Source organism: Nocardioides sp., assembly GCF_036493135.1.
Classification (GTDB): Bacteria; Actinomycetota; Actinomycetes; order Propionibacteriales; family Nocardioidaceae; genus Nocardioides.
In genome coordinates this window covers 1-15,593 of record NZ_DASXQG010000068.1, presented here as the reverse complement: position 1 = coordinate 15,593, position 15,593 = coordinate 1, and the positions used below count along the sequence as shown (strand labels likewise).

14 protein-coding genes are annotated in these 15,593 nt (G+C 70.3%); 8 read left to right on the top strand and 6 right to left on the bottom strand.

Going from position 1 to position 15,593, the window contains the following annotated elements:
• Positions 1 to 259 (top strand): penicillin-binding transpeptidase domain-containing protein (locus VGJ24_RS12700; RefSeq protein ID WP_331500994.1); only part of this gene is annotated, 259 nt, incomplete at its 5' end.
• 142 nt (positions 260 to 401) lie between these two features.
• Here VGJ24_RS12700 and VGJ24_RS12695 read toward each other — a convergent pair.
• Entirely contained in the window at positions 402 to 2,501 is a 2,100-nt protein-coding gene (locus VGJ24_RS12695; RefSeq protein WP_331500993.1) for an elongation factor G-like protein EF-G2, read from the bottom strand.
• A 360-nt stretch (positions 2,502 to 2,861) separates the two neighbouring features.
• Between VGJ24_RS12695 and VGJ24_RS12690 the strand changes: the two genes are divergently transcribed.
• Complete coding sequence (locus tag VGJ24_RS12690; RefSeq protein ID WP_331500992.1) at positions 2,862 to 4,319, top strand: NAD-dependent succinate-semialdehyde dehydrogenase; 1,458 nt, start codon at positions 2,862 to 2,864, stop codon at positions 4,317 to 4,319.
• A gap of 52 nt (positions 4,320 to 4,371) precedes the next feature.
• On the opposite strand, the gene VGJ24_RS12685 is transcribed toward VGJ24_RS12690, so the two are convergent.
• From VGJ24_RS12685 to VGJ24_RS12675, 3 genes are all read right to left on the bottom strand, one after another.
• A complete protein-coding gene (locus tag VGJ24_RS12685) occupies positions 4,372 to 5,271 on the bottom strand; it encodes a helix-turn-helix transcriptional regulator (protein WP_331500991.1) in 900 nt (299 codons plus the stop codon).
• A 166-nt stretch (positions 5,272 to 5,437) separates the two neighbouring features.
• Positions 5,438 to 6,970, bottom strand: coding sequence for a glycerol-3-phosphate dehydrogenase/oxidase (locus tag VGJ24_RS12680; RefSeq protein ID WP_331500990.1), 1,533 nt, complete (start codon positions 6,968 to 6,970; stop codon positions 5,438 to 5,440).
• Positions 6,967 to 7,569 carry a helix-turn-helix domain-containing protein gene (locus VGJ24_RS12675; protein ID WP_331500989.1) on the bottom strand — a complete coding sequence of 201 codons (603 nt, stop codon included), beginning with the start codon at positions 7,567 to 7,569 and terminating at the stop codon, positions 6,967 to 6,969. Before VGJ24_RS12675 ends, VGJ24_RS12680 begins: the two co-directional genes overlap by 4 nt.
• Before the next feature lie 17 nt (positions 7,570 to 7,586).
• On the opposite strand from VGJ24_RS12675, the gene VGJ24_RS12670 reads away from it, so the two are divergent.
• Positions 7,587 to 9,158, top strand: a complete 1,572-nt coding sequence (locus VGJ24_RS12670) for an FAD-binding oxidoreductase (protein WP_331500988.1) — start codon at positions 7,587 to 7,589, stop codon at positions 9,156 to 9,158.
• On the opposite strand, the gene VGJ24_RS12665 is transcribed toward VGJ24_RS12670, so the two are convergent.
• Positions 9,130 to 9,801: a pirin family protein gene (locus tag VGJ24_RS12665; RefSeq protein WP_331500987.1), complete on the bottom strand. Its 672-nt coding sequence runs from the start codon at positions 9,799 to 9,801 to the stop codon at positions 9,130 to 9,132. The two genes, VGJ24_RS12670 and VGJ24_RS12665, sit on opposite strands and share 29 nt — an antisense overlap.
• 43 nt (positions 9,802 to 9,844) lie before the next feature.
• On the opposite strand from VGJ24_RS12665, the gene VGJ24_RS12660 reads away from it, so the two are divergent.
• A complete protein-coding gene (locus VGJ24_RS12660; RefSeq protein ID WP_414691071.1) occupies positions 9,845 to 11,191 on the top strand; it encodes a GH1 family beta-glucosidase in 1,347 nt (448 codons plus the stop codon).
• A gap of 219 nt (positions 11,192 to 11,410) precedes the next feature.
• On the opposite strand, the gene VGJ24_RS12655 is transcribed toward VGJ24_RS12660, so the two are convergent.
• Positions 11,411 to 12,724 carry a UDP-glucose/GDP-mannose dehydrogenase family protein gene (locus VGJ24_RS12655; RefSeq protein ID WP_331500985.1) on the bottom strand — a complete coding sequence of 438 codons (1,314 nt, stop codon included), beginning with the start codon at positions 12,722 to 12,724 and terminating at the stop codon, positions 11,411 to 11,413.
• A gap of 78 nt (positions 12,725 to 12,802) precedes the next feature.
• Between VGJ24_RS12655 and VGJ24_RS12650 the strand changes: the two genes are divergently transcribed.
• The 4 genes from VGJ24_RS12650 to VGJ24_RS12635 form a co-directional block, all read left to right on the top strand.
• Positions 12,803 to 13,261 (top strand): DUF4396 domain-containing protein, encoded by a 459-nt coding sequence (locus tag VGJ24_RS12650; RefSeq protein ID WP_331500984.1) that lies wholly within the window; start codon positions 12,803 to 12,805, stop codon positions 13,259 to 13,261.
• A 26-nt stretch (positions 13,262 to 13,287) separates the two neighbouring features.
• Positions 13,288 to 14,148: an ABC transporter substrate-binding protein gene (locus tag VGJ24_RS12645; RefSeq protein WP_331500983.1), complete on the top strand. Its 861-nt coding sequence runs from the start codon at positions 13,288 to 13,290 to the stop codon at positions 14,146 to 14,148.
• A 7-nt stretch (positions 14,149 to 14,155) separates the two neighbouring features.
• Positions 14,156 to 15,019, top strand: a complete 864-nt coding sequence (locus VGJ24_RS12640) for an amino acid ABC transporter permease (RefSeq protein ID WP_331500982.1) — start codon at positions 14,156 to 14,158, stop codon at positions 15,017 to 15,019.
• Positions 15,016 to 15,593: amino acid ABC transporter ATP-binding protein (locus tag VGJ24_RS12635; protein ID WP_331500981.1), on the top strand; the 578-nt coding region annotated here is incomplete at its 3' end. The genes VGJ24_RS12640 and VGJ24_RS12635, both read left to right, overlap by 4 nt.

Genomic DNA, 15,593 nt, shown 5'->3' with positions numbered 1-15,593 from the left:
CGCGACCCTGAAGACCCTGCTCCGCGGGGTGGTGACCAGCGGCACGGGCATCGGGCTGCGCGACGTTCCCGGTTCGCCGGTGATCGCCAAGACCGGCACCGCGGAGTTCGACCGCAACGGCAAGCGCCTCACCCACGCCTGGATGATCGGCGCCCAGGGCGACCTGGCGGTGTGTGCCTTCGTCGACGTCGGTACGACGGGCGCCGGCGTCGCGGGCCCGCTCCTCGGGGCATTCCTCCGCGGGGCGCACGCCGGCTGATGTAGGGGTACCCATTGCCGGCGCCCCGCGCGTCACTCCAGCCCCAGCGTGGGGTCACTTCCTGCACTTCCAGGGCGTTGCAACGGCCGGGAAGCGTAGGAATCGCCGGTGAACCGGCGATTCCCACAGACCCCAGCCGGACTCAGCGCTGGCGGGAGGACACCGAGCGGGCGACGTCCTCCGGCATCCGCTCGTAGTGGCCGAACGACCGGGTGAACGAGCCGGCGCCGTGCGTGGCCGACCGGAGGTCGACGGAGTAGCGCACCAGCTCGGTCTGCGGCACCTCGGCGTTGATCATCGTGCGGTCGTCGCCGACCTTGTCGGTGCCGAGCAGCCGCGCTCGGCGCGAGGACAGGTCACTCATGGTCGGGCCGATGTGCTCGTCGGGTACGACGACCGCGACCACGTCGTACGGCTCGAGCATGGTGACGGTCGTCGCCGTGGCCGCCTCGCGGAGCGCCAGCGAGCCGGCCATCTGGAAGGCCATGTCGGAGGAGTCCACGGCGTGCGCCTTGCCGTCGGTGAGGGTCACCCGCAGGTCGACCATCGGATAGCCGGCGCGGACGCCCTTCTCCATCTGGGCCCGAACGCCCTTCTCGACCGAGGGGATGAACTGCCGCGGTACGGCGCCGCCGACGACCTTGTCGACGAACTCGAAACCCACGCCCTCGGGCAGCGGCTCGACCTCGATGTGGCACACGGCGTACTGACCGTGGCCTCCTGACTGCTTCACGTGCCGGCCGAGCCCCTTGCCCTGGCCGGCGAACGTCTCGCGCAGTGACACCAGGAACGGCTCCGTCTCGACGTGGACGGAGTAGCGATCCGCCAGTCGCGCGATGAGCACGTCGGAGTGGGCCTCGCCCATGCACCACAGCACCAGCTGGTGGGTCTCGGGGTTGTTCTCGACGCGCAGGCTCGGGTCCTCCGCGGCGAGGCGGCCCAGCGCCTGCGACAGCTTGTCCTCGTCCGCCTTGCTCTTCGCCACGATCGCCACCGGCAGCAGCGGCTCGGGCATCGACCACGGCTTCAGCACCCGCGGCTCGCCGATCGAGGACAGGGTGTCGCCGGTCTCGGCGCGGCTGAGCTTGCCGATCGCGCAGAGGTCGCCGGCGACCACGGCGGTCGCGGGGACGTGGGTGCCGCCGAAGGGATACGACAGGGAGCCGATCTTCTCGTCCTCGTCGTGGTCCTCGTGGCCGCTCACGTCAGAGAAGAACGACGTGAAGTGACCGGACACATGAACGGGGTCGTCGGCGGTGAGGGTGCCGGAGAAGACGCGGACCAGGCTCACCCGACCGACGTACTGGTCGCTCGAGGTCTTCACGACCTCGGCGACGAGCACGCCCCGAGGGTCGCCCGCGATCGGTTCGGCCTCCTTGCCGGCGGGGGTGAACACCTCCGGGGCCGGGTGCTCCAGTGGCGAGGGGAAGCCGTCGACGGCCAGGTCGAGCAGCTCGGCGCACCCGACGCCGCTCAGCGAGCACACCGGTACGACGGGGTGGAAGCTCGCCCGGGCCACCGCGGTCTCGAGATCGTCGGTCAGGGACTCGTGGGCGATCTCCTCTCCCCCGAGGTAGCGGTCCATGAGGGTCTCGTCCTCGGACTCCTCGATGATGCCCTCGATCAGGGCGCCGCGGAGGTCCTCGTGCTCGCCGGCGTCGGTCATCAGGTCGACCAGCCCGGTCACCTCGCCGCCGCCGTCGCGCACCGGGACGTAGAGCGGCAGCACCCGGTCGCCGAACGCCGCCTGGGCGCCGGCCAGCACGCCGTCGTAGTCGGCGCGTGCCTGGTCGAGCTTGGTGATCACGACGGCACGCGGCATGCCGACCTCGGCACACTCACGCCACAGCGAGGTGGTGGCGTCGTCGACGCTCTCGCTCGCGGCGATCACGAAGAGCGCGCAGTCGGCCGCACGCAGCCCGGCGCGCACCTCGCCCACGAAGTCGGCGTACCCGGGGGTGTCGACGAAGTTGATCTTGGTCTCGCGGTGGATGACGGGGGCGATGGCCAGTGAGACGGAGCGTTCGTGGGACTTCTCGGAGTCCTCGAAGTCGCAGACCGTCGAGCCTTCCTGGATGGTCCCCGCTCGGGGGATGGCTCCGGCTGAGGCGAGCAGTGTGTCGACCAGGGTGGTCTTCCCGGATCCTCCCGGTCCCACCAGCACCACGTTGCGGATCCGGTCGGGGCTGCTCGCCCCGAGATCTTGACCCGCTGGTCTACGCCCGCCCGCCTTGTCCGCCATGGTCAGCCTCCAGGAATTTAACCAGGAACGGCGGACCCGGCTGATGGCGCCGACCGCCGCGTCGACACGATGGGTACAACCAACTCCGGTCGGGCCCGGGTTTCAAGAGGTACGACGAACGACGGCACGGACGAGAGGTCGTCGGGGCTCGACGAGTGGGCCGACGAGGGGCCTGTGCTCGTGTCGCGGAGCCACACGAGGACGACGTAAGAAAGTAGCGAGCCCCTCGCAGCATGGGGTCAGCGAGGGGCTCGATATCGTCCGGGTGGCATGCCCCCAGGCCGACGATCACAGGGTGTCAGAGACGAGACAGTTCCGTGAACACTTTCGACAAACTCGGGCCAGTGACAGGCTGATTCCATGACTGGACTAGACCTCTTGGCGAAAACCGGCTCGCGCGGGCTGTTCATCGGCGGGCAGTGGCGCGAGTCGAGCACCGGCTCGAGGTTCGAGGTACGCGACCCGGCCGACGAGTCCGTGATCACCGACGTCGCCGACGGCAGCACCGACGACGCGACGGCCGCATTGGACGCGGCGGTGGCCGCGCAGACCGACTGGGCCGCTACGCCGCCCCGCGACCGCGGCGAGATCCTGCGTCGGTCCTTCGAGGCGATCATGGACCAGGCCGACGACTTCGCCGAGCTGATCAGCCTCGAGATGGGCAAGACCCTCGCCGAGGCCAAGGGTGAGGTGACCTACGGTGCGGAGTTCTTCCGGTGGTTCGCCGAGGAGGCCGTGCGTATCCACGGCCGGTGGATGCAGGCTCCCGCCGGAGGATCGCGCCTGCTGACGATCCGCAAACCGGTCGGACCGTGCCTGTTCATCACGCCGTGGAACTTCCCGCTCGCGATGGGCACCCGGAAGATCGGGCCGGCGATCGCGGCCGGTTGCACCATGATCGTGAAGCCGGCAGAGCTCACGCCGTTGACGATGCTGGCGCTGGCCCACGTGCTCACCGAGGCCGGTCTGCCCGGCGGGGTCCTGAACATCGTCACGACGCACAACTCCAAGGCGCTCAGCGCCACGCTGATGGCCGACGAGCGCTTGCGCAAGGTGAGCTTCACCGGCTCGACCCCGGTCGGGAAGGTGATCGTCCGACAGTCGGCCGACGAGCTGCAGCGCGTCTCGATGGAGCTCGGGGGCAACGCGCCGTTCATCGTCTTCCAGGACGCCGACGTCGCTGCCGCCGTCGACGGCGCGATGATCGCGAAGATGCGGAACATGGGTGAGGCCTGCACGGCCGCCAACCGCTTCCTCGTCCACGAGTCGGTGTCACGTGAGTTCGCCGAGCTGCTCGGTCAGCGGATGGGCTCGCTGAGGACGGGCCGCGGCCAGTCCGCCGGCACCGACGTCGGGCCGCTGATCAACGCCGACGCCGTCGAGTCGGTCGGACAGCTCGTCACCGACGCACTCCAGGACGGCGCCGAGCTGGTCACCGGCGGCGAGGCCCCCGATGGCCCCGGCCACTTCTACTCCCCGACCGTGCTGCTCGGCGTCCCGGCGCAGGCGCGGATCGTGAACGAGGAGATCTTCGGACCGGTCGCGCCGATCACCACGTTCAGCTCCGACGACGAGGCGATCGCCCTGGCCAATGCCACGGAGTACGGCCTCGCGTCGTACGTCTACACCCGCGACCTCGCGCGCACCATCAAGGTCGCCGAGGCTCTTCAGTTCGGCATGGTCGGCGTGAACACGGGTCTGGTATCCAACCCGGCGGCACCGTTCGGTGGAGTGAAGGCCAGCGGCTTCGGTCGCGAGGGCGGCTTCGAGGGCATCGACGAGTACCTCGACACGACGTACGTCGCGATCCCGGGCTGATCAGCAGGGCTGATCAGCAGGGCCGATCAGCAGGGCAGATCAGCAGGGCCGATCAGCGGGGCTGGCGCGGCTGGGCGAGGGCGTCGGCGAGCTCGGTACGAGAGGTGATCGCGAGCTTCCGGAGGATGTGGGAGACGTGCCACTCCACGGACTTCACACTGACACCCAGCTCGACGGCGATCTCGCGGTTGCGCTTGCCGACCACGACCAGCTGTGCCACTCGCCGCTCGGCGGCGCTCAGCTCGGCAAGCCGACCGGGCAGCTCGCCGTCCGGAGCCTCGCCGAGACGCTCGAGCAACCACCGGATGCGTCCCAGCAGCGGGGCGAGCTCCTCCTGGCGCGCGTACTTCTCGGCACTCCGTAGGAGGTCCACGGCCCGGGCCGACTCCTGGGGATGGAGCAGCAGGAGCCAGGCGGCCAGGTCGGTGCGGATCTGCGCGTCGAGCCGCGCTGCCGCCGTGCCCTCGAGCACCTCGAGGGCCTCGCTGAGCAGGGTGACGCGGTCGCTGGTCGGCGCGATCGCGGCCTGTGTGCGCAGCGCGTAGGCGATGGCGTACGGAGCGTCGAGCGTGCGCGCCTGGGCGAGCTCGGCCTCGACCAGTGCGGTCGCCGGGGCGATCTCGCCACGGCCGGCGATCACGCGTGCAAGCCCGCTGCGCCACGGCAGCCAGGTGGTGGCCTTGACGGAGCGGAGCTCCTCGCCGGCGCGCTCGTAGAAGGACACGGCCTGGTCCGGCAGGCTGCGTGCGGCGGCGAACTCGCCGAGCCCGAACGACGAGACGGCGCCGATGAGCCCGCGGATGCGCATCAGGTTCGTCAGCTCGCGGGAGTACGCCGCGGCGCCGCGGAGGTCGCCCAGCGCGAGCTTGGCCAGGAGTCCGGTGAGGGCGATGGTGACCAGGCCGGAGTCACCGAGATCGTCGCGATGGCGCGCGCGATCGACCGCGTCCATAGCGTCCGCGATCCTGCCCTGCGACAGTGCGTCGCGGGCATGGTTCACAACACGGGCGGAATCGTCCGTCGCGAAACCGAACATGCTTGAGTCCGCCCCCCTGGGCTCGAGCATGTCATAGACGGTAGGGCCTGGCGGCCCGGTTGGGGAGGGCCAGGGGTTCGATTTAACGAACCGTTGCCTTGGCGAGCGTGAACGCGTGGTGAGCCGCCGGCTCCGCGAGCACTCGGTCGCTCGTCACCAGCCCGACGCGAGTACGTCGGTCGAGCAGATCGTCGACGTCGTGGGCGCCCTCATGGGTGATCCCGAAGAGGAGCTCGGCGAGCGTGGCCGGGACTCGCTCTGCGACCGGAGCGAGCAGCTCTTCGTCGGTCAGTCCCGACGCCTCGCGCGCGCTGACCAGGACCAGGTCGGCGTCCGCGCCGTACCGACGGACGAGCCGCGGGGACGCCGACTCCGCGGTCAGCCGGCCGAGCTCGGTGCGAGAGGCCGCACCGGCGAGTGGGAGGCGCGCAGTGGTGCACGGCCGGGCGTTCAGGCCGGCGCCTTCGACGGCTGCGTCGACGGCGTCCTGCGCCATCCGGCGGTACGTCGTGAGCTTCCCGCCGACGACCGTCACCACGCCCGCCGCGGAGGTGAGGACTGCGTGCCGACGGGACAGGTCGGACGTGCGGCCGTCGGCGCGCAGCAGAGGGCGGAGCCCGGCGTACGACCCGACGACGTCTGAGCGGGCGAGCGGGTGCGCGAGGGCGGCCGACGTGGTCTCGACCAGGAAGTCGATCTCGGCCTCGCTCGGCTCCGGGACGTCGGGCGCCTCTCCGTCGACCGGGACGTCGGTAAGGCCGACGTAGACCAGACCGTCCGGCTGGGGCACGACGTTGAGGAAGCGGCTGCGCTCACCGGGGACCGGCAGCGTCAGGGCGACCCGCAGACCGGCGAGCGCCTCGGCGCGCACGACGAGGTGAGTGCCCCTGCTCGGTCGCAGCTCGACGTGGTCGACGAGGTCGCCCGCCCAGACGCCGGCGGCGTTGACGACCGCTCGCGCGCGGACGTCGACGGTCACTCCGGTCAGCTCGTCGCGGAGCACGGCACTGCGACCGTGGAGCTCGACGGCGCGAGCGCGGGTACGGATCTCGGCGCCGAAGGTGGTGGCCGTGCGGGCGACCGTGGTGACGAGCCGGGCGTCGTCCTCGAGCTGGCCGTCCCACGACAGGATGCCGCCCCGGACGCTGGAGCCCAGGACCGGCGCCAGGTGACGGGTCTCGGTGGCGGAGATCCGGCGAGGTCGAGGAAGGGTTTCGCGTGAGGTCCGCGCGGCCACACGGAGCAGGTCGCCGGCGCCGATCCCGGTGCGCAGGAACGCGGCGTGTCGGCGGCCGGTGGCCGCGTCGAGGGGGAGGAGCATCGGCAGCGCGTGGGTCAGGTGGGGGGCCGTGACCTCCATCAGGATGCCTCGCTCGACCGCGCTCTCGTGGGCCACGCCGACCTGTCCGTTGGCGAGGTAGCGCAGGCCGCCGTGGACCAGCTTGCTCGACCACCGCGACGTACCGAAGGCGAGGTCGCGGGCGTCGACGGCGAGCACGGACAAGCCACGCGAGACGGCATCGAGGGCACAGCCGGCGCCGGTGATGCCGAGCCCGACGACGAGTACGTCGACCTCGGTAGGTACGTCGGCCAGGCCCGCCCGGATGCGGCTCATCCCGCCACCACGCTCCGGACGAGATGCTCGAGCTCGCGGTCGAGGTCGTCCTCGCCGACCTCGTCGTCGACCATCGTGTGGGCGCTCAGGACGAACCCGTGCGCGGCGAGGAGCAGGGCACGGGCGATCGCGACCGGGTCCCCCTTGCGGACGCTGCCGTCGGCCTGCCCCTCGCGAAGCCGGCCGGCGGTGTGCCCGGCGATGGCCTCCTGGCTGCGCCCGCGGCGGGTGAGGAGATAGGGGAGCAGCAGCTCGGGATCGAGCTCGACGATCCTGACGAAGAGCTCGTTGTCGCGCAGGGCACGCGTCGTGCCGACCACCTCGGCGACGATCCGGTCGGCGGCGGTCGCCTTCTCGTCGAGGGCGGCGTCGGCCTGCGCCACCGCGCGGATCACGACCTCGCCCCACTCGCGGGTCATCAGGTCACCGAGGACCGCGGGCATGTCCGGCCAGGCACGGTAGATCGTCATCCGGCTCACCCCCGCCCGCCGCGCGACCTCCGTCAGCGTCGTACGCCGCCAGCCGACGTCGAGGATGCAGGCCCGGGCGGCGTCGAGGTACGCCGCCTGCGGGTCGGCGTTGTGACGAAGTGACGCCATATGTCACACTGTAACACGTGAGCCTCGAGATGCACCCGACCCGGTGGGGCGACCCGGCCCGCGCCGCCGCGCTTCCCGACACCGCCCGCGGCCTGGTCGAGCTGGTCTTCCCGGTCACCGACCGCAGGGTCGCGGACGGGCCGGTCCTGCTCCCCGCCCACGATCTCTCGGACCTGGTCCTGAGGGACCTCGCCGCGGTGGTGGGCCCCGAGCACGTGCTCACCGACGACGAGTCGCGTCGGCTCCGCACCCGCGGCAAGTCGACGCCCGACCTGCTGCGGGCCCGCGCGGGGGATCTGTCCGACGCGCCGGACGCGGTCGTGCGCCCGAGCAACCACGACGAGGTGCAGGCACTGCTCGAGGTCGCGGTGCGGCACCGAGTGGCCGTCGTGCCGTTCGGCGGCGGGACCTCGGTGGTCGGTGGGCTGGTCGCCCGTCGCGACGGGTACGCCGGGGTCGTCAGCCTCGACCTGGTGCGGATGAAAGGGCTGCTCGCCGTCGACCCGGTGTCGATGACCGCGACGCTCGAGCCCGGACTCAGGGGCCCGGAGGCCGAGGCACTCCTCGCCGAGCACGGGCTGACGCTGGGGCACTTCCCGCAGTCGTTCGAGTTCGCGTCGATCGGCGGCTTCGCGGCCACGCGCTCCAGCGGCCAGTCGTCGGCCGGGTACGGCCGCTTCGACGCCCTCGTCGATGGACTGGTGGTCGCGACGCCGGCGGGACCGATCGAGCTCGGTCACGCGCCCGCGAGTGCCGCAGGACCCGACCTGCGTCAGGTGTTCCTCGGCTCGGAGGGTGCGTACGGCGTGATCACCGCGGTCACCGTCCGGGTACGCGCTCGACCGGAGCAGAAGGTGTACGACGGCTGGCGCTGGCCGTCGTTCGACGCCGGTGCCGACGCGATGCGGACCCTGGCCCAGGCCCAGCTGTTGCCGACCGTGCTGCGCCTCTCGGACGAGAACGAGACCGCGTTGAACCTCGTCGATCCCGACTCCATCGGCGGGTCGTCGTCCGGCGGCTGCCTGATGATCGCCGGCTTCGAGGGCACGCCCGCCGCGGTCTCGGCCAGACGCGCTGCGGTGTCGGCCGTCCTGGAGGACCTGGGGGCTGAGACGTCCGGCGAGGAGCCGGGCCGGAAGTGGGTCGCCGGCCGCTTCGATGCGCCGTACCTCCGCGACTCGATGCTCGACGCCGGTGTGCTGGTCGAGACGCTGGAGACCGCGACGTACTGGTCACGCCTGCGCCGAACCTACGACGCGGTGTCGTCAGCGCTGACCGAGACGCTCGGCGAGCCGGCGATGGTGCTGTGCCACGTGTCGCACGTGTACGAGACCGGCGCCTCGCTCTACTTCACCGTCGCCGCGCCCGAGGGTGACGATGCGCTCGGCCGTTGGCTGGGCGCCAAGCGCGCCGCGATGGACGCCATCGTGGCCACCGGCGCGACGATCACCCACCACCATGCGGTCGGCACGGATCACCAGCCGTGGCTCGAGGACGAGATCGGAGCGGTGGGGGTCGAGGTGCTGCGAGCGGTCAAGCGGGCGGTCGACCCGAGCGGGGTCATGAACCCCGGCGTGCTGGTTCCGTGACGCCGGCGTCCCCGAACGACCACACGAGCAGCTGGGTCGGGACACCGGCCGTGACGGCGACGTCGTGGTCGCCGGTGATCTCGAAGGCGTCGCCTGCGGCGAGGGGCTCGGCCAGGCTCGAGCGTGTGAGCGCGCCGGTCGCGACGAAGACATAGCGGAGCGGGGCGTCCGGCACCGACACTGGTGCACCGCCGGGTACGTCCGCGATCCGCAACGTCGCCCCGGGGATGCCCAGGTCGTCCTCGTCGGCGACGACGACGAGGGTGCCACTGCTCAGGTCGGGGGTCGTCGTACGCCGGCTCGGCTCGCCGCCGGGTTCGCTCGGTCGTAGCCAGGCCTGGACGAAGCGGGTGACGCCGGTGTCCGCGCCCTCGCTGTGGGTGATGCCGGTGCCGGCTCGGGTGACCGCGAGCTGGCCGGCCGGCTGGGTCACATGACCGGTTGCGTCCTCGTGGGCGAGTGCACCGGAGACGACCCAGGTGACGAGCACGACGTCCGCGTGCTCGTGCGCGTCGTACCCGGCGCCGGTCGCCAGGAGGTCGTCGTTGAGCGCGTACAGCGGTCCGAACGAGACGCGCTGCGCGTCGTACGACGACCCGAACGAGAATGAGTGACGCGTCTGACGTCCCGCTTCGCGGGTCAAGAACCGGTCCATTCCCCTTCGAACCACTACGGTCACGGACACAATGATCCCCGTGCCACACCCTCTGCTTCCACCGGGCTTCCGGTTCGGTGCCAGCACTGCGTCGTACCAGATCGAGGGGGGAGCGACCGAGGACGGCAAGGGCCCCAGCATCTGGGACACGTTCAGCCATCAGCCCGGCAAGATCGCGGACGGCTCGACCGGTGACGTCGCCTGCGACCACTACCACCGCCTGGACGAGGACCTCGACCTCATGCAAGAGCTCGGGCTCGGGGGCTACCGCTTCTCGATCTCGTGGCCACGGGTGCTGCCGACCGGTTCCGGTGAGCCGAACCAGGCCGGCCTCGACTTCTACGAGCGGCTCGTCGACGGCCTGCTCGAGCGCGACATCCAGCCGATGGTGACGCTCTACCACTGGGACCTGCCGCAGGAGCTCGAGGACGCCGGGGGCTGGCTGAACCGCGACACCGGCGACCGCTTCGCCGAGTACGCCGCGCTGGTCGGTGAGCGTCTCTCCGATCGCGTCGAGCACTGGATCCCGATCAATGAGCCCAACGTCGTGACCATGCTCGGCTACGGCAACGGCATCCACGCCCCGGGCAAGGAGCTGATGTTCGACGCACTGCCCGTGGCGCATCACCTGCTGCTCGCCCACGGCCGCGCGGCGATCGCCCTGCGCGCGGCCGGCGCCTCGAGCATCGGCTGCGCCAACAACCACGCCCCGATGTGGCCGGCCAGCGAGGATGAGGCGGACGTCGGCGCCTCGAAGCTCTTCGACGCGCTCTGGAACGGGATGTTCTCGGAGCCGATGTTGTTCGGGCGGTACCCGTTCGACCTCGCCCCGCTCGTCGCACCGGTCATCCGGGCCGGTGACATGGCGACGATCCGGCAGCCACTCGACTTCTACGGCGTGAACTACTACAACCCGATGCGCATCGCCGCCGCCGACGAGGACGCTCCGACGCCGTGGGAGCGGCTGAAGATCCTCGGGTACCCGACCACCGACTTCGGCTGGCCGGTCGTCCCCGACGCACTGCGCGAGTGGCTGATCACTCTGCGAGCCCGCTACCGAGCGGCGCTCCCGCCGATCATCATCACCGAGTCGGGCTGCTCCTACGCCACGGCGCCCGACGCGGACGGTGTCGTCGACGACCAGGCGCGCATCGACTACCTCGACGCCCACCTCCGAGCCGTCGCCGTCGCCGTACGCGCCGGGGTCGACGTCCGGGGGTACTACACGTGGTCGCTGATGGACAACTTCGGGTGGGCCGAGGGCTACACCCAGCGCTTCGGTCTCGTGTACGTCGACTACGAGACCCAGGCGCGCATCCCGAAGAAGTCCTTCGACTGGTACGCCGAGACGATCAAGGCCCAGCCCCCGGACAACTGAGGGAGCCGGATCCCGGCCATAACAGCGCGATCGCGTGGTTATGACAGTGCTGGGGCCGTGTGGGGTGTCGTACTGGCGCGATCGCGCGGTTACGACAGATCCGGGGCCGCGTGGCATGTCCTAGTGGCGCGATCGCACGGTTACGACAGTGCTGGGGCCGTGTGGGGTGTCGTACTGGCGCGATCGCGCGGTTATGACAGATCCGGGTCGGTGGTGCCGCTACCGCCGGCCGAGGGCGCGGACGGTCCAGCCGGCGGAGCGCCAGGCGTCGACGTCCAGCACGTTGCGACCGTCGAAGAGCTGCTGCCGTCTCACCACACCCTCCAGATCGGTGGGGGTGAGCTCGCGGAACTCCGGCCACTCGGTGAGGTGGAGCACCAGGTCGGCGCCCCGGCACGCCTCGACCGCCGAGTCGGCGTAGGTGAGGGTCGGGAAGGCATGTCCGGCGGTCGCGTTGGCCTGGGGGTCGTAGACCCGGACGTCGGCGCCCTTCAGGTGCAGCTGGCCGGAGATCCAGAGCGCGGGGGAGTCTCGGACGTCGTCGCTGTCGGGCTTGAACGCCGCGCCCCACACGCCGATCCGGGCCCCGGCGAGGTCACCACCGACCATCGCCTTGGCGATGTGCACGACCCGCTCACGCTGGCGTCGGTTGATGTCGTCGATGTGCCGCAGGAAGGTCATCGCGTCCTCGACGCCGAGCTCGCCGGCGCGGTGGACGAAGGCGCGGATGTCCTTGGGCAGACACCCGCCGCCGAAGCCGATCCCGGCGTTGAGGAACTGGCGGCCGATTCGCTCGTCGTACCCGATCGAGTCGGCGAGGTCGACGACGTCCGCGCCGGTGGCCTCGCAGACCTCGGCCATCGCGTTGATGAACGAGATCTTGGTGGCCAGGAAGGCGTTGGCGGCGACCTTGACCAGCTCGGCGGTCGCATAGTCGGTGACCACGATCGGCGAACCCTGGTCGATCATCGGCTGGTAGAAGTCACGCAGGAGCTTCTCGGCCCGGCTGTCCTGGATGCCCACCACGATCCGGTCGGGGTGCAGCGTGTCCTGCACGGCGTAGCCCTCGCGCAGGAACTCGGGGTTCCACGCGAGCATCGCCTCGCCGCCGGCCGGCGCGAGGGCGGTGAGCCGGCCGGCCATCCGCTCGGCGGTACCCACCGGGACCGTCGACTTGCCCACGACCAGCGCGGGACGCGCGAGATGGGGCGCGAGTCCCGTGATCGCGGCCTCGATCTGGCTCACGTCGGCGGCCAGGCTCTCGGGCTGCTGGGGCGTCCCGACGCAGACGAAGTGGAGGTCGCCGAACGCCGCGACCTCGGCGTAGGAGTCGGTGAACCGCAACTGACCGGACTCGACGTTCCGGGCGAGCAGGTCGGCGAGGTTGGGTTCGTGCATGGGAACCCGCCCCTGGGCCAGCGCCTCTCGCTTGGCCCGGTCGATCTCCATCGCCAGCACCTCATGGCCGAACTCGGCCATGGCGGCAGCGTGGGTGGCCCCGAGGTACCCACACCCGATCACGGTGATCCGCATGCCGGGAGTCTAGAGAGCGGCCGCCTGGCGGGTGACGTCGCTTGCGTGCGGATACCCCCCACGGGTATAACGGACGACATGACCGACAGCTGGAGGATGGCGATCACGGCAACTCTGCACTGCCTGACCGGGTGTGCCATCGGCGAGGTCACCGGCATGGTGCTGAGCACCTGGTGGGGGTGGGGCAATGCCGCGAACATCGCGCTCTCGATCACGCTTGCCTTCCTCTTCGGCTACGCCCTGACCTACACCGGCGTACGGCGCATGGGCGCCGACCACCGCACCGCTGTCCGGGCTGCACTCGCCAGCGACACGGTGTCGATCTTCACCATGGAGGTCGTCGACACCGTCTTCCTGCTGCTGGTGCCGGGCGCGATGGCGGCCACGCTCGACACGCCGCTTTTCTGGTGGTCGCTCGCGGCCTCACTGGCCGTCGCGTTCGTCGCGGCGGTGCCGGTCAACCACTGGCTGATGGAGCGCGGAAAGGGTCACGCGGTCGTCCACCGGTTCCACGAGGAGCACGCGCACCACCACTAGGTCCGGCGTACCCGTACGATCTCGCCATGCGCACGCCCCGAACGGCTGCCGTCCTCGTTCCGCTCATGCTCGTCGCGCTCGGGTGCGCTCCGCAGGAAAGCTCGACGGCCACCGACACCAGTACCGACCAGACCCCGGCCGAGTGCGTGCAGGGGAAGACCCTCACCGACGGCACCCTGACCGTCGCGACGGACTCTCCGGCGTACGACCCGTGGTTCAAGAACAACGACCCGAGCAACGGCAAGGGCTACGAGTCGGCCGTCGCGTACGCCGTGGCGAAGCAGCTCGGCTTCGACACGACGGCGGTGAAGTGGGTCAAGGAGCCGTTCAACAAGTCCTACGCGCCGGGAGACAAGGGCTTCGACTTCGACATCAACCAGATCTCGATCACGCCGGCACGCGCCAAGGTCGTCACGTTCTCCGACGGGTACTACACCGCCGCCCAGGGGTTGATCGCGCTCAAGGACTCCCCGGTGGCGAAGGTCGCGTCGATCGCCGACCTCAAGCAGTACAAGCTCGGCGCACAGACCGGCACGACGTCGCTGACCGCGATCCGTCAGGACATCCAGCCGACCACCCAGCCGCTGGTCTTCCAGAACACCAACGTCGCCAAGCAGGCACTGCTCAACGGCCAGGTGGACGCGATCGTGGCCGACCTCCCGACCGCGTTCTACATCACCGCCGTAGAGATCCCGTCGGCGACGATCGTCGGGCAGTTCCAGCAGCAGAGCGGCAGCCCCGAGCAGTTCGGGATGCTGTTCCAGAAGAACAACCCCTTGGTCGACTGCGTGAACCAGGCGCTGGCGAACCTCAAGCAGGACGGCACGCTGGACGCGATCGAGAAGAAGTGGCTCAGCCAGACCGTGAACGTGCCCGTCCTCCAGTGACCTGCCGGTGAGCGAGCCCGTCGAGGCCTGGCAGCCGAGCGCTCGGGAGACCGAGCGGCGGGCCGTACGCCGCTCCCTTCGACGACGTGCGCTCCTGGTCTCGACCGCCGCGACGGTCGCGTTCTTCGCGGTGGTCGTGCTGGGCACGATCACCTCACCCGGCTGGCACACGGTCAAGGCGACGTTCTTCAACGGGGGCGACGCCAAGGCGGCGTTCCCCTCGATCTGGCATGCCTTCTGGACCTACAACGTCAAGCTCTTCCTGATCGGCGAGGTCCTGATCCTGGTCCTGGCCCTGGCAGTCGCATTGGTACGGCAGTCGCGCGCCCCGGTGCTGCTGCCGCTGCGGATCGTCGCGGTGATCTACACCGACCTGTTCCGAGGCATCCCGACGATCCTGCTGGTGTTCATGCTGGCGTTCGGGATCCCGGCGCTGAACCTCCAGGGCCTGACCAACTCCCTGTTCTTCTGGGGGTTGGTCGCCCTCGTCCTCTCGTACGGCGCCTACGTCGCGGAAGTGATCCGGGCAGGCATCGAGTCCATCCACCCCTCCCAGATCGCCAGCGCGGACGCGCTCGGCCTCTCCCGGCTCCAGGCCATGCGCTACGTCGTGGTGCCGCAGGGCATCCGGAGGGTGATCCCGCCGCTGCTCAACGACTTCATCAGCCTGCAGAAGGACACCGCTCTGGTCGGTGCCGCCGGGCTCTTCGACGCGCTCTTCGCGGCCCAGGACTACGCCAACTACCACTTCAACTTCACGCCCTACACCGTGGTCGCCCTCTACTTCATCGTCCTCACCATCCCGCTCGCCCGGTTCACCGATCATCTCCAGCACCGCGCCATGGAGCGGGAGAGGCTGGGGGCCCGATGAGCGACGCGCTGCTCGAGGTCATCGATGTCCGGAAGTCGTACGGCGACAAGGTCGTCCTGCACGACATCGACCTCACCGTGCAACCGCACGACGTGATCTGCCTGATCGGCTCGTCGGGCTCGGGCAAGTCCACCCTGTTGCGCTGTCTGAACCTGCTCGAGGATGTCGACGACGGCGTGATCAGGTTCGACGGACGCGAGATCTCCGATCCCCGGGTCGACCGGCGTGAGGTGCGCAGCCGGATGGGGATGGTCTTCCAGGCCTACAACCTGTTCCCCCACCTGACCGTGCTCGACAACTGCACGTTGGCGCCACGGCGCGTGCACGGCGTACCCAAAGCCGAGGCGGAGCAGCGGGCTCGGGACCTGTTGACCAGGTTCGGGCTCGCCGACCAGGCGGACAAGCATCCGGACCGGATGTCGGGAGGTCAGCAGCAGCGGGCTGCGCTGGTGCGCGCGCTGTGCACGCAGCCGACCCTGCTGCTCCTCGACGAGATCACCGCCGCGCTCGACCCGGAGCTGGTCGGCGAGGTGCTGACCATCGTCCGCGGTCTGGCCGAGCAGGGCACCACGAT